This is a genomic window from Streptomyces sp. NPDC048419, from assembly GCF_043200415.1.
Taxonomy (GTDB): domain Bacteria; phylum Actinomycetota; class Actinomycetes; order Streptomycetales; family Streptomycetaceae; genus Streptomyces.
This window is the reverse complement of sequence record NZ_JBICXT010000001.1, coordinates 689,103-703,341: the sequence shown is the minus strand read 5'-3', so window position 1 is coordinate 703,341 and position 14,239 is coordinate 689,103. Positions and strand designations below refer to the sequence as shown.

Here is a 14,239-nt window from a genome sequence, read left to right as displayed (position 1 = left end):
GTGACGGGCCGTCAACGTCGCCTTGCGGTACGGGTGCGCCTCCATCCGAAAGGTCCGGGCAAATCCATCGATGTCGTGCGACGTCCCGTGCTGCTGTGCGTATGCCGCGGGCCGTGGCTGCCGCCGGTGGTGATGGACCAGGAGTGCCGGTTGATGTTCAGACGCACCCCCGGCAGGATCCGGAAGCTCTTGCGGAAGGTGAGCGACATGTATGCCTCCTTCTTGGGTTCTGGATCTGAGTGCCGCTCAGGTCGGATACCCCGTGTGCGCGTACTGATGGGCGCAAAGGAGAGACGGCTCGAACGCCGCGGCCCGCACCGGCTCTCCGCCGCCGACCGGCCGGACGGGCGCGAGTGTGTAGCGCACCCGGGTGGCGCCGCCGTGCTCGTCGCGCAGTTCCAGAACGCCGGCGGTCGGGCAGTTCCAGGTGATGTGCGAGGTCTCGTCGCCCGCGAGGTTCGCGATCGTCGTGCTTCCCGTGCCGTCGTCGCGCGGCTCGAGTTGCGACGACTCCATGACGCCCAGCTCGAAGGGGGTGCTGCTCCAGCGGCCGATCGGTGCGGGGTCGAGGTGTGCGGGGTGGTCTCCGGCAGGCATGCGCCGATCCTGGCGTGCCCCGTGTGGCCGACGCCACCGCGTCGCGGCATGCCGGAGGCGGTCCGGACATGACCTGTCGACGGGCATGTACTAGAGTTATCTCGACATCGAGATATCTGCCCAGGAGCACCGCAGTCGCCAGCCTGGTAAGGGTTACCTAACTTAGCCTTACCTTAGTGGATCGGCCAAGTTGCCGTGGCGGCAGGATCGTGGTGAGTACGCGCACATCAATGAAGGAGACTGTCGTGTCGGCGAACAGCTTCGACGCCCGCAGCACGCTGCAGGTGGGCGACGAGTCGTACGAGATCTTCCGGCTGGACAAGGTGGAAGGCTCGGCTCGCCTTCCGTACAGCCTCAAGGTCCTGCTGGAGAACCTGCTCCGCACCGAGGACGGCGCGAACATCACCGCCGACCACATCCGTGCCCTCGGCGGATGGGACTCGCAGGCCCAGCCCAGCCAGGAGATCCAGTTCACGCCGGCCCGCGTGATCATGCAGGACTTCACCGGCGTGCCCTGCGTCGTGGACCTCGCCACCATGCGTGAGGCCGTCAAGGAGCTCGGCGGCGACGCGGACAAGATCAATCCGCTGGCCCCGGCCGAGCTGGTCATCGACCACTCCGTCATCGCCGACAAGTTCGGCACCAACGACGCCTTCAAGCAGAACGTCGAGCTGGAGTACGGCCGCAACAAGGAGCGCTACCAGTTCCTGCGCTGGGGCCAGACCGCCTTCGACGAGTTCAAGGTCGTCCCGCCCGGCACCGGCATCGTCCACCAGGTCAACATCGAGAAGCTGGCCCGCGTCGTCATGGTCCGTGACGGCAAGGCCTACCCCGACACCCTGGTCGGCACCGACTCGCACACCACGATGGTCAACGGCCTGGGTGTCCTGGGCTGGGGCGTCGGCGGCATCGAGGCCGAGGCCGCGATGCTCGGCCAGCCGGTCTCGATGCTCATCCCGCGCGTCGTCGGCTTCAAGCTCACGGGTGAGCTCAAGCCCGGCACCACCGCCACCGACCTGGTGCTCACCATCACCGAGATGCTGCGCAAGCACGGCGTCGTCGGCAAGTTCGTCGAGTTCTACGGCGAGGGTGTCGCGGCCACGAGCCTCGCCAACCGCGCCACCATCGGCAACATGTCGCCGGAGTTCGGCTCCACCGCCGCGATCTTCCCGATCGACGACGAGACCCTGAACTACATGCGCCTGACCGGCCGCACCGACCAGCAGGTCGCGCTCGTCGAGGCGTACGCCAAGCAGCAGGGCCTCTGGCTGGACCCGAAGGCCGAGCCCGACTTCTCCGAGAAGCTCGAGCTGGACCTCTCCACGGTCGTCCCCTCCATCGCCGGCCCGAAGCGCCCGCAGGACCGAATCGTCCTCGCCAACGCCGCCGAGCAGTTCAAGAGCGACGTGCGCAACTACGTCGCCGACGACGACGAGGCGGGCAAGGAGTCCTTCCCGGCCTCCGACGCCCCGGCCTCCGCCAACGGCGTGCCGAGCAACCCGGTCCAGGTCACCGCCCCCGACGGCTCGACCTACACGATCGACCACGGCGCGGTCACCGTCGCGGCCATCACCTCCTGCACCAACACCTCGAACCCGTACGTCATGGTCGCCGCCGCGCTCGTCGCGAAGAAGGCCGTGGAGAAGGGCCTGACCCGCAAGCCGTGGGTCAAGACCACCCTCGCCCCGGGCTCCAAGGTCGTCACCGACTACTTCGACAAGTCGGGCCTGACGCCGTACCTCGACAAGGTCGGCTTCAACCTGGTCGGTTACGGCTGCACCACCTGCATCGGCAACTCCGGCCCGCTGCCGGAGGAGGTCTCCAAGGCCGTCAACGACCATGACCTCGCCGTGACTTCGGTCCTCTCCGGCAACCGGAACTTCGAGGGCCGCATCAACCCCGACGTCAAGATGAACTACCTGGCCTCCCCGCCGCTGGTCGTCGCGTACGCGCTCGCGGGCTCCATGAAGGTGGACATCACCCGTGACGCCCTGGGCACCGACCAGGACGGCAACCCGGTCTTCCTGAAGGACATCTGGCCCTCCGAGGCCGAGGTCAACGACGTCGTGGCGAACGCCATCGGCGAGGACATGTTCAACAAGTCCTACCAGGACGTCTTCGCGGGCGACGCCCAGTGGCAGGCGCTGCCGATCCCGACCGGCAACACCTTCGAGTGGGACGCCGAGTCGACCTACGTCCGCAAGCCCCCGTACTTCGAGGGCATGGAGATGGAGCCGGCCCCGGTCTCCGACATCGCCGGCGCCCGTGTGCTGGCCAAGCTGGGCGACTCGGTCACCACCGACCACATCTCCCCGGCCGGTGCCATCAAGGCCGACACCCCCGCCGGCAAGTACCTCACGGAGCACGGCGTCGAGCGCCGCGACTTCAACTCCTACGGCTCGCGCCGAGGCAACCACGAGGTCATGATCCGCGGCACGTTCGCCAACATCCGCCTGCGCAACCAGATCGCGCCGGGCACCGAGGGCGGCTACACCCGCGACTTCACGCAGGCAGACGCGCCGGTGTCGTTCATCTACGACGCCTCGCGCAACTACATCGAGCAGGGCATCCCGCTGGTCGTCCTGGCCGGCAAGGAGTACGGCTCCGGTTCGTCCCGCGACTGGGCGGCCAAGGGCACCGCGCTCCTGGGCGTCAAGGCCGTCATCGCCGAGTCGTACGAGCGCATCCACCGCTCGAACCTCATCGGCATGGGCGTCCTGCCGCTGCAGTTCCCGGAGGGCCGGACCGCCGAGTCCCTCGGCCTGACCGGCGAGGAGACCTTCTCCTTCACCGGCGTCGAGGAGCTCAACAACGGCACCACGCCGCGCACGGTCAAGGTCACCACCGACACCGGTGTCGAGTTCGACGCGGTCGTCCGCATCGACACCCCCGGTGAGGCCGACTACTACCGCAACGGCGGCATCATGCAGTACGTGCTGCGCTCGCTGATCCGCAAGTAAGCGGCGCTGCAAGGCAGTTGAAGGCCGCGTTCCCGGTTCGCCGGGGACGCGGCCTTCGCCGTGTCCGTGCCGGACGCCCCAGGTCATCACCCACCCTCAGGTGGAACACAGCGTTCCCTCAGCGGACCGGGACAGGATCGAGACATGTCAGGCATCTCCGCGCCACCCGGGCGCTCGATCGGACCGGCAGGGGACGGCAGATGACCGCCCGCCCGCGCGGACGCTCCCTAAGCACACGCCTGCTGCTGTTCACCGGCGCCGTACTCGTCGTCGTGTGCGCCGCCATGGCGTTCACCAGTGCGTTCGTCCAACGCGCCTGTCTCATGCGCGACTTGGACGACCGGGTCACCGCCGCCGCGGCGGACAGCCTGGAGGATGCCGGTCCTGAGCCGGAGAGCCGGACGGACCTCTCCTTCCTGACCGGGAACGGCCGCCAGGCCGGCCTGCTCGCCGGCCGGCTCGGCGAGGACGGCACGGTCGTCGCCGCGGCGGTCGTCCGCCGGGACGCACCGCCGCGGAACCTGACCACGGCCCAGCGCGCGGCGCTGCACGGCATGTCGGCGGAGGGGGCACGGCACACGGTCACCGTCCCGGGCCTGGGCACCTACCGGATCACCGCACTCGACTCGGACGGGACCCACGTCCTCGCCGGTCTGCCGATGGACGGCGTGCAGCACATGATCGGCGAACTGGTCGAGGCCGAGGCGGTGGTGGCCGCGGTGGGCCTGGCGGCCGCGGGCATCGTCTGCGCGGTGGTGATACGACGCCAGCTGCGCCCCCTGGGCAGGGTCGCGGCCACCGCGGTGGAGGTCTCCCGGACTCCGCTGGACCGCGGCGAGGTCACCGGCCTCACCCGCGTCCGCGCCGGGGACACCGACCCCGGCACCGAAGCCGGCCAGGTCGGCGCCGCGCTCAACCGGATGATCGAGCACGTGGAGACCTCCCTCGCCGAACGCCGCCGCGGTGAGGAGCGGGTGCGGCGCAGCGAGGAACGCATGCGCCGCTTCCTCGCCGACGCGAGCCACGAACTCCGCACCCCGCTCGCCTCGATCGCCGGGTACGCGGAACTGATGAACCACGGCACGGCCCGCATGGAACCGGTCCTCGCCTGGCGCCGCATATCGACGGAATCGGCCCGTCTGACCGCCCTGGTGGAGGACCTGCTGCTCCTGGCCCGCCTGGACGAGGGACGCCCCCTGGAGTCCACGGAGGTCGACCTCGCGGCGGTGGTCGCGGAGGCGGTGCGGCAGACGAGGCGAACGGCCCCCGACCACCATTGGCACCTCCAACTCCCGCTCGACGAGCGGGCATTGATCCCCGGCGACGAGACACACCTCCACCAGGCGGTGGCCAACCTGCTGACCAACGCCCGCATGCACACCCCTGCCGGCACGACGGTGACGGCCGAGGTGAGGTCGACGGGGGAGCACCACACGATCCGCGTCCGCGACAACGGCCCGGGCATCCCCCCGGACCTGCTGCCCGAACTGTTCGACCGCTTCACCCGCGCCGACGCCTCACGCTCCCGCACACCGTCCACGGGAGGCGGCGCGGGCCTCGGCCTCGCCATCGCGGCGGCGATCGTGGAGGCACACGGGGGGCGTATCCGCGTGAACAGCGTTCCGGGGAACACGGAGTTCACGGTCCTGCTGCCGGTGGCCGCGCCGGCCGCCAGACCGTGGCCCGCCGGAGAAACGGCCGCTCGTGCCAGGCCGGCATCGGTCTGACCGGCCCTCCGCTGCGCCGGCCGTTTACAACCGGCCCAAGCGGCGCTATTTTTCCCCGCAAGCGGGGTGGGAGCGCTCCCATACTCAGGGGCGGCGGACCGGAACCCGCCGCCCCCGAACCGCACCCACCCCGCTCTCGCCGCGCTTCCGCCGTCCGTGCACCGCCACGCCGTCGCACCCGAAGGAATTACTGTCATGCCCCCGACGAAAGCATCGGCAACGGACCCGCGCCGCCCACCGCGCCGATTAACCACCCGCGCCCTCTTCCTCATCCTCGTCTCGCTCCTCGCCACCCTCCCCGCGTTTCGCCCTCGTCGTCCCGGCAGGCGGCAAGGCGCAGGCGCACGGGGCGCCCATGAAGCCCGGCAGCCGTACCTTTCTGTGCCGGCAGGACGGCCTCACCGACACCGGGAGATCAAGCCCGTCAATCCGGCCTGCAAAGCGGCTCAACAGGTCAGCGGGACCACGCCGTTCTACAACTGGTTCTCCGTGCTGCGCTCCGACGGCGCCGGCCGCACCCGCGGGTTCGTCCCGGACGGGGAGCTGTGCAGCGGCGGCAACCCCCAGCTTCACGGGCTTCAACCGCCCGCGCGCCGACTGGCCGTTGACCCACCTCACCTCGGGCGCGACCGTCGACCTCTCCTACAACGCCTGGGCCGCGCACCCGGGTTGGTTCCACGTCTACATCACCAAGGACGGCTTCGACCCGACCAAGCCGCTCACCTGGGACGACATTGAGGACACCCCGTTCCTCACGGTCGACCACCCGCCGCTCAACGGCACCCCGGGCACCGTCGAGGCCAACTACTCCTGGACCGGCAAGCTCCCCGAGAACAAGTCGGGGCGCCACATCGTCCACATGGTCTGGCAGCGCTCGGACAGCGCCGAGACCTTTCTACTCCTGCTCCGACGTCGTCTTCGACGGCGGCAACGGCGAGGTCACGGGCATCCACGACCCGGGCAACCCGACCGATCCGGTGCCGGGCAAGTGCGAAGCCACCCGCGGGACGACCGGCAGTTGGAGCGGCGGGTACCAGTCCGAGGTGACCGTCACCAACACCGGCGACGTCCCGATGCTGGGCTGGATGGTCGACTGGACGCTGCCCGCGGGACAGCAGGTCGACAGCCTCTGGAACGGCAACGCCACCTACAACGGCCAGGACGTGATGGTCCACAACGCCGACTGGAACGGCTCACTGGCCCCGGGGAGGAGCACGACCTTCGGATACGTGGTCAAGGGCGACGTCGGTGACACGGCGACCGGCCTGCCCTGCCAGGTCGGCTGGAGGCGCGCGCCGAAACCGGCGCGCGGCTCCGCTCAGGGCGGACCCGGTGGGTAGGACGGGCCACCGGGTCCGCGAGCCGGGCAGGCCGGGGGAGTACCTGTTCCGGATGGTGCTGGCTTGTGGCGACGCTGCGGTGCGACAACGTTGTCTGATGATCTGCATACAACTTTACCTCCTCAACAGACAACGATGTCAAGCCAGTTGGTCGACCAAGCCCGTCCGGGCGGCCGTCCCGTGAGCCCTCGCGTCCCTACGCGCTCTTCCGTGGTACGCGTGGCGCACGCTACTGTCCCTGCGGCTTGTGCGACCTGTGGTGCGCGACCCGTCCGAAGGAGGAGGGGCCGCCCCATGCGTTTCCGTCCTACGTCATTGCTGCTGGCCGCGGTGCTCGCGGTCGGCGGAGCCACACCGGCCCTCGCGGCGACCACCGCACCACCGGATCTGGTCAAGGATCCGGCCACGTACGTCGATCCGCTCATCGGCACCCGGAACGGCGGCAACGTCTTCCCGGGCGCCGTCACGCCGTTCGGCATGCTCTCCTGGAGCCCGGAGAACACCAGAGGCGACGCGACCAGAACCGCCGCGCCCGGCGGTTACCAGTACGACGCCACCCGCATCCGCGGCTTCAGCCTCACCCACATGTCCGGCACCGGCTGCGCGGGCGGCAGCGGAGACATCCCGTTCTTCCCGTACGCGGGCGAGGTGACCTCCTCGCCCGCGAGCGACACCAAGGACGCCGTGTACGCGTCCGGCTTCAGCCACTCCGACGAGACGGCGGAGCCCGGCCACTACAAGGTGGGGCTCGCGTCCGGGGTCACCGCCGATCTCACGGCGACGCCGCGGACGGGCTCCGGCCGCTTCACCTACCCGTCCGGCAAGCCCGCCTCCCTCCTCATCCGCACCGCCAACTCCGAGGTGGGCTCCACCGATTCGTCGGTCCACATCGACCCGGCGACCCGCACGGTGTCCGGCTCCGTCACCTCCGGCAACTTCTGCGGCTATCTGGATCCCGAGGGCCAACGCCCGTACTACACCGTCTACTTCACCGCCCGCTTCGACCGCGACTTCAAGGCGACCGGCACCTGGCAGGACGACCGGCTGAGCCCGGGGTCGACGACGGCGAGCGGCGGCACCGGCGGCTTCACCGGCGGCGGGCGGCCCGTCGCGGGCAAGGGAGCCGGCGGCTACGTCGAGTTCGAGCCCGGCTCCGGCCCCGTGAACGTCAAGGTCGGCATCTCCTACGTCAGCCAGGCCGGCGCCGCCGCCAATCTCGCGGCCGAGAACCCGCCGCACCGCTCCTTCGACGCGGTACGGGACGCCGCCCACCGGGCCTGGCGCGAACGCCTCGGCGCCATCCGGGTCGGCGGCGGCACGGACGCCGAGCGCACCACCTTCTACACCGCGCTGTACCACGCCATGATGCACCCCAACGTCATCAGTGACGTCGACGGCAGATACAGCGGCGGCGACGGCAAGGTGCACAAGGTCGCGCGTGGCCACGCGGCCCAGTACGGGACGTTCTCCGGCTGGGACGTCTACCGGGACCAGGTGCAGCTGCTGACGCTCCTCAGCCCGCGCACGGGCTCCGACGTGGCGCAGTCGCTGTACGAGCTCGCCCGGCAGAACGGCGGCGTCTGGGACCGCTGGCTGCACGGCGCGAGCGGCACGCACGTCATGAACGGCGACCCCTCACCCACCGCCCTGGCCGGCATCCGGGCCTTCGGCGGCACCGACTTCGACCTGCGCGGCGCGCTGGCCTCGCTCGTCAAGGCGGCCACGGTCCCCACCGAGCAGGACCTGTCGTCCTCCGGGAAGCCGGTGCTCTCGGTCGGCCAACGCCCCTCGCTCGACAAGTACTTGAAGCTGCACTACATGACGTCGGTGTCCAACGCCTGGGGCGGCGCCGCCGAGACGCTGGAGATGTCCGGCGCGGACTTCTCCCTCTCCCAGCTCGCCACCGCGGCGGGGCAGAAGAAGACGGCCGCCAGCTTCGCCGAGCGCGCCCAGTGGTGGCAGAACAACTTCAACATCGCCGCCGATCCGAGCGGCGGCTACATCGCCAACCGCAAGGCCGACGGCAGCTGGGTCACCGGGTTCACCCCGTCGACGGGCAACGGCTTCGTCGAGGGCACGGCGGCCCAGTACACCTGGATGGTGCAGCACAACCCGGCCGGCCTGTTCGCCGCGATGGGCGGCAAGGACAAGGCGCTCGCCCGGCTCGACGCCTTCTTCCACGGCAGTGACGGCGGCTGGGTCTTCACCGGCGGCGGTGGGGACAAGTCCGAGCTGGACAACGAGCCGTCGATCAACGTGCCCTACCTGTACGACTACGCGGGCACCCCGTACAAGGCGCAGGAGACCGTCCGTGCGGCGATGAAGCAGCTCTGGTCGACACAGCCGGAGGGCATCCCCGGCAACGACGACCTCGGCGCGATGTCGTCGTGGTACGTCTTCTCCGCGCTCGGCATGTATCCGCAGGTGCCCTCGCGCGCCGAACTCGCCCTCGCCTCACCGCTGTTCCCGCGCATCGAGATCGACAGGCCGCAGGGCAACGACATCTCCATCCGGGCATCCGGCGCCGCCGCGGACGCACCGTACATCCAGTCCCTCGAAGTCAACGGCCGCACCAGTGAGCGCCCTTGGCTGTCGTCCTCCCTCGTGCGCGACGGCGGCAGGCTCGACTACACGCTCTCCGCAACCCCGGACAAGGAGTGGGGGAGCGCCCCCTCCGACGCGCCGCCCTCCTTCCGGGCGGGCGAGCAGCCGTACCAGATCGGGGTCGGTCCGACCGCGGCGACGATCGCGCCGGGTGAGAGCGCGAAGGTCGGCATCCGCGCCCTGTCGATGAGCGGCGGCAGCGGGCCCGAGGTGCGCTTCAAGGTCGACGTGCCCGACGGGGTCACCGCGACCCCGGCCGAGGGGACCGTCCCGGACGGCTCGCAGGAGATCACCCTCTCCGCCGCCAAGGACGTCGAACAGGGCTTCTACGACGCCAAGGTCACGGTGACCTCGGGCGACACGTCGTACCAGCAGCCCGTGGCCCTGACGGTGGCCGCGCCCGGCACGCTCCTCGCCGCCTACGACAACACCGGCGTCTCGGACGACGAGGGCGAGCACGACGAGGCCGACTTCGACGGCGGCGGCTGGAGCTACTCCCGCCAGGCCCTCGCGGCGGCCGGTCTCACGCCGGGCGGGCAGGGCACGGTCGAGGGGCTGACCTTCGGCTGGCCGAACTCGCCGGCCGCCCGCCCGGACAACGTCTCGGCGTCCGGGCAGAGCATCGAACTCACGCGCCCGGCGGCCGAGTTGTCGTTCATCGGCAGCGCGGTCAACGGCAACCAGGCGGCCAAGGCCACCGTCACCTACTCCGACGGCAGCACCGACGCGATCGACCTCTCCTTCACCGACTGGACCGTCGGCGGAGGCGGCGGGACCGTGCAGTACGGCAACGAGGTCGTCGCCAGGACCGCGTACCGGAACGTCGCGGGCGCGGACAAGGACCCGGTGGCCACGTACGTCTTCGCCACCAAGCCGTTCGCGGCGCCGGCGGGGAGGACCATCACCAAGGTGACGCTGCCGCAGAACACGGACCTGCACGTGTTCACCCTCGCGACCGGCTGACGTCCGGCCGGCACGGCAAGGGGGCCGCGTCGCGTGCGACGCGGCCCCCGTCCCGTTCGGTGCCGGTGGTCGACCCACCCGCTCACGCGAGCAGTTCGACCTCCGAGATCACCGCCTCACCGTCGAACACCAGGCGGTACTTCGCGTACGAGCCCGGAGAGTTCACGCTGAACGCGCGTGTCTGCTTGTCCCACCTGAAGGACTCCCCGGACCGCTTGTCCAGCGTCTTCCACGTGGTCCCGTCGGCGGATCCCTGGAGCGTCCAGCCGGTCGGTGCCTTGGTGTGGTCGCCGGACGACGTCACCGTGTACTGCAGGCCCTTGACCGGCCCGGAGACCGGCAGGTCCACGGAGGTGACGGTCGCGTCGGTCGCCGAGGTGTTGTCGAACAGCGCCCCGTCGCCCTTCAGCACGTCCGCACGCGGCGTCGGCACCTTGTCGTCCTGGGTGATCGACACGGGCGCGGCGTCCTTGCCGGTGCCCCACGAGGAGGGCTTCGACCCCATGTCGAAGTCGAGCATCCCGCCCTTCTGGAGCAGCTCGCTCGGCAGCGAGGTCTTGGACCAGGTACGGCCGTTGACCTTCAACCCCTGCACGTAGACGTTCTTCGCGCTGTTCTTCGGCGCCCGGACGACCAGGTCGTGGCCGTTCTCCAGGTGGACCGTCGCCTTCTTGAACAGCGGGGAGCCGATGGCGTACTCGCCGCTGCCCATCACCAGCGGGTAGAAGCCGAGCGAGGAGAAGAGGTACCAGGCCGACTGCTCGCCGTTGTCCTCGTCGCCGTGGTAGCCCTGCCCGATCTCGCTGCCGGTGTAGAGGCGGGACATCACCTCACGGACGTTCTTCTGCGCCTTCGAGGGTTCGCCGGCCGCGTCGTACATGTAGATGACGTGGTGGGCGACCTGGTTGGAGTGCCCGTACATGCCCAGCCGGACGTCCCGCGCCTCCGTCATCTCGTGGATGACGCCGCCGTAGGAGCCGACGAACTCCGGGGACGCCGTCTCGGGCGTCGCGAAGTACTCGTCCAGCTTGTCGCCGAGAGCCCCCCGGCCGCCGTAGAGGTTGGCGAGTCCCCGGCTGTCCTGCGGGGCGGTGAAGGCGTAGCCCCAGCCGTTGGTCTCCGTGTAGTCGTAACCCCACACGCGCGGGTCGTACTTGGCGGAGTCCACGCGCCAGTTCCCCTGGGCGTCCTTGCCCTGGAAGAAGCCGGCCTTGGAGTCGTAGAGGTTGACGTAGTCCTGGGCGCGGTTGAGGAAGTACTGGGACTCCTCCTGGTAGCGCTTCTCGCCCGTCTTCTTGTAGAGGGCCTCGCCCATCTTGGCGATGCCGTAGTCGTTGACGTAGCCCTCCATCGCCCACGAGAAGCCCTCGCCGGTGGAGGTGGTGGTGTAGCCGAGGAAGGGCGAGGTGGCCATGCCCTTGCGGCCCACGCCGGAGGACGGCGGGACGACGGTCGCGTTCTTCACGGCCGCGTCGTACGCCGCCTTCGCGTCGAACTTCACGCCCTTGACGTACGCGTCCGCGAACGCCACGTCCGAGGATGTGCCGGTCATCAGGTCCGCGTAGCCGGGGGAGGACCAGCGCGAGGTCCAGCCGCCGTCCTTGTACTGCTGCACGAACCCGTCGACCATCTCGCCCGCCTTGGAGGGCGTGAGGAAGGAGTACGCCGGCCAGGTCGTCCGATAGGTGTCCCAGAAGCCGTTGTTGACGTACACCTTGCCGTCGACGATCTTCGCGCCGGTGTGCGTCGGGCTGTCGGGCCCGGGCATCGGCGAGAACGGCGAGGCGTACTGGTACTTCGAACCCACCTTCTCGAAGCCGGAGTTGGGGTACAGGTACAGCCGGTACATGCTGGAGTACAGCGTGGTCAGCTGGTCCGGCGTCGCGCCCTCGACCTCGACCTTGCCGAGCAGCTTGTCCCAGGCGGTGCGGGCGTGGCTCTTGACCGCGTCGAAGGACATGCCGTCCGGGATCTCCTGGCGCAGGTTGTCCTTGGCCTGGTCGACGCTGATGAGCGAGGTGGCCAGGCGCAGGGTGACCGTGTGGTCGGAGCCCGCGTCGAAGCGCATGTAGCCCTTGACGCCGCTGGAGGAGGCGTCCGTCACGGACTTGTCGAAGACGCCGTAGACGAAGAGCCGGGTGGCACCGGTCGACAGTCCGGACTTCACGTCCGAGTAGCCGGTGACGACGCCGTGCTCCTTGTCGAGCGTGAGCCCGGCCTGCTCGGTGACGTTGTCGAAGACCACGCTCGCGTCGTCGCCCGGGTAGGTGAAGCGCAGCGACGCGGCATGGTCGGTCGGCGCCATCTCGGCCTTCAGGCCGTTCTCGAACTTCACGCCGTAGTAGTACGGCCGCGCGGTCTCGTTCTCGTGCCGGAACGCCAGCTCGCGGGCTTCGCGGGCGGTGTCCGGGGTCCCCGCGGCGGCGGACGGCATCAGCTGGAAGGTCTGCCGGTCGCCCATCCACGGGCTGGGCTCGTGGCTCGCGCTGAACGCCTGGATCGTCGGCAGGTTGTCGTCGTTGTTCGCCCGCGCGTAGTCGTACAGCCAGCTCAGCGAGGACGCGTTGGTGACGGGCGTCCAGAAGTTGAAGCCGTGCGGCATGGCCGTCGCGGGGAAGTTGTTGCCGCGCGAGAAGCTGCCGCTGGAGTTCGTGCCGCGGGTGGTCAGCGCGTAGTCGGCCAGATGCGCCTTGGGCTTCTCCGGCGCCGCGCGCCTGAGCGCGATGTCGTCCAGCCAGCCGCGGAACTTCGCCGGGCCCTTGGCGGAGTCGTACGCCACCAGGATGCGGTCGACGGTCTTGCCGGCCGCGACCGAGCCGATCCGCGAGAGCACGTTGTTCCACTGGTTGACGTAGAGGATCTTGGCGGCGCCCTGCGCCTGCGGCGACATCCCGAAGCCGTGCTGGTCGGTCGCGCCCAGGCCGCTCAGATACGTGCCGTCGGTGAAGGCCAGGTCGACCGAGACGTTGGTGGCGTCGTAGTCCCGGTCCTTGTCCGCCATCTGCGGGAAGATCCGGTACGAGAGCTGGGTGTCGCGGCCGACGGCCACGTTCACGTCGAAGACCTTGTTGTACGAGTACGCCCGGCCGTCGGCGGTGTGCCGTCCGGCGTAACGCAGGGCCTTCTTTCCGGTGAAGCCGGCGGCCGCCTTCGCGGTCGGGGAGCCGCTCGGGCCGTGGTCGACCAGCGAGAGCATGTCCTGCGGGACCGGGGTGCCGCTGTCACCGGTGGACAGCTGGAGGTCGGCGAGCTGCAGGATGTCGTCGGCGCCGTTGTTCTTCGTGATGTCGAGCCGGAAGTGCTGGTACTCGGCCGGCTCGGCCAGGTCGTAGGACTTGGTCTGGAACCGCTCGGAGAAGGACTCACCGGTGCGGGAGTCGAGGGTCTTCCAGTCCTTGCCGTCGGTGGAGCCCTGCAGCGTCCAGTCCTTCGGGTCGCGCTCGGCGAAGTCGTTGGCCGAGGTGAGCGCGTAGTTCGTGATCTTCAGCGGCTTGTCGAGGTCGAACTCGACCCAGCCGGTCGGGTCGAAGGTCAGCCACTTGGTGGCCGACTCGCCGTCGACGAGGTTCTCCTTCACCTTCCCGCCGCCGGTGTTCTCGGCGCTCGCCCGCACGTCGGTGACATGGTCGTTGACGTTTCCGGGAATGCCGCTGCTGTATCCGCCGTCGACACCGGAGGCCCGCTTGCTCCCGTCAGCCTTGGTGTCGACCGTGTTGAGCCAGTCCGGCGCAGGATCGCCCGCCTCGAACGAGGAGGCGAACGCCTGGTCGGCGGCCGGTGCCTTCGCGGGCAGTGCGGTCGCCGCCCCCTGGGTGCCCACCGCCAAAGCAAAGGCGGCCGTCAGCACGACCGCCGGTCCCCATCTGTGCCGAGTTCTGTGCCCCATACGCCAGACCCTCCCTGGGCTGTGGACAACGTTGTCAACTTAGCCACGCAGAGACCAGTAGTGGGCCAAGTGGTCAGTGATGTCAAGGGTGTTGCGTGTGGCATTCGAGGTTTATGTCGTGGATTTTTCCGGCAAGGGGGCCACAGGGGACTCATATTTCCG

At 69.6% G+C, this 14,239-nt stretch carries 7 protein-coding genes and 2 pseudogenes; 6 read left to right on the top strand and 3 right to left on the bottom strand.

Annotated features, from left to right (window positions below):
• Positions 1 to 11: 11 nt before the first annotated feature.
• Both ACGFYN_RS03035 and ACGFYN_RS03030 read right to left on the bottom strand, forming a co-directional pair.
• Positions 12 to 209: a DUF4236 domain-containing protein gene (locus tag ACGFYN_RS03035; protein ID WP_393863958.1), complete on the bottom strand. Its 198-nt coding sequence runs from the start codon at positions 207 to 209 to the stop codon at positions 12 to 14.
• 37 nt (positions 210 to 246) lie between these two features.
• A complete protein-coding gene (locus tag ACGFYN_RS03030) occupies positions 247 to 597 on the bottom strand; it encodes a hypothetical protein (RefSeq protein WP_393863957.1) in 351 nt (116 codons plus the stop codon).
• Positions 598 to 842: 245 nt separating this feature from the next.
• On the opposite strand from ACGFYN_RS03030, the gene acnA reads away from it, so the two are divergent.
• The 6 genes and pseudogenes from acnA to ACGFYN_RS03000 all read left to right on the top strand — a co-directional run bounded on the left by acnA (position 843) and on the right by ACGFYN_RS03000 (position 10,191).
• Positions 843 to 3,557, top strand: coding sequence for an aconitate hydratase AcnA (acnA, locus tag ACGFYN_RS03025; protein ID WP_393863956.1), 2,715 nt, complete (start codon positions 843 to 845; stop codon positions 3,555 to 3,557).
• A gap of 200 nt (positions 3,558 to 3,757) precedes the next feature.
• Positions 3,758 to 5,284 carry a sensor histidine kinase gene (locus ACGFYN_RS03020; protein WP_393863955.1) on the top strand — a complete coding sequence of 509 codons (1,527 nt, stop codon included), beginning with the start codon at positions 3,758 to 3,760 and terminating at the stop codon, positions 5,282 to 5,284.
• Positions 5,285 to 5,479: 195 nt separating this feature from the next.
• Positions 5,480 to 5,806 (top strand): annotated as a pseudogene (locus ACGFYN_RS03015) (chitin-binding protein); the annotation flags it as partial.
• Positions 5,688 to 6,122, top strand: a pseudogene (locus ACGFYN_RS03010) (lytic polysaccharide monooxygenase); the annotation flags it as partial. The pseudogenes ACGFYN_RS03015 and ACGFYN_RS03010, both read left to right, overlap by 119 nt.
• Positions 6,123 to 6,327: 205 nt before the next feature.
• Positions 6,328 to 6,624: a cellulose binding domain-containing protein gene (locus ACGFYN_RS03005; protein WP_393863954.1), complete on the top strand. Its 297-nt coding sequence runs from the start codon at positions 6,328 to 6,330 to the stop codon at positions 6,622 to 6,624.
• 294 nt (positions 6,625 to 6,918) lie between these two features.
• Positions 6,919 to 10,191 (top strand): GH92 family glycosyl hydrolase, encoded by a 3,273-nt coding sequence (locus ACGFYN_RS03000; protein ID WP_393863953.1) that lies wholly within the window; start codon positions 6,919 to 6,921, stop codon positions 10,189 to 10,191.
• A gap of 82 nt (positions 10,192 to 10,273) precedes the next feature.
• On the opposite strand, the gene ACGFYN_RS02995 is transcribed toward ACGFYN_RS03000, so the two are convergent.
• A complete protein-coding gene (locus tag ACGFYN_RS02995; protein WP_393863952.1) occupies positions 10,274 to 14,077 on the bottom strand; it encodes a GH92 family glycosyl hydrolase in 3,804 nt (1,267 codons plus the stop codon).
• Positions 14,078 to 14,239 lie beyond the last annotated feature (162 nt).

Bases quoted from the DNA above. Each gene is read 5' to 3' on its own strand.
- ACGFYN_RS03020 (WP_393863955.1), top strand. From the start codon at position 3,758: ATGACCGCCCGCCCGCGCGGACGCTCCCTAAGCACACGCCTGCTGCTG.
- ACGFYN_RS02995 (WP_393863952.1), bottom strand. From the start codon at position 14,077: ATGGGGCACAGAACTCGGCACAGATGGGGACCGGCGGTCGTGCTGACG.
- ACGFYN_RS03035 (WP_393863958.1), bottom strand. From the start codon at position 209: ATGTCGCTCACCTTCCGCAAGAGCTTCCGGATCCTGCCGGGGGTGCGT.
- ACGFYN_RS03030 (WP_393863957.1), bottom strand. From the start codon at position 597: ATGCCTGCCGGAGACCACCCCGCACACCTCGACCCCGCACCGATCGGC.
- ACGFYN_RS03000 (WP_393863953.1), top strand. From the start codon at position 6,919: ATGCGTTTCCGTCCTACGTCATTGCTGCTGGCCGCGGTGCTCGCGGTC.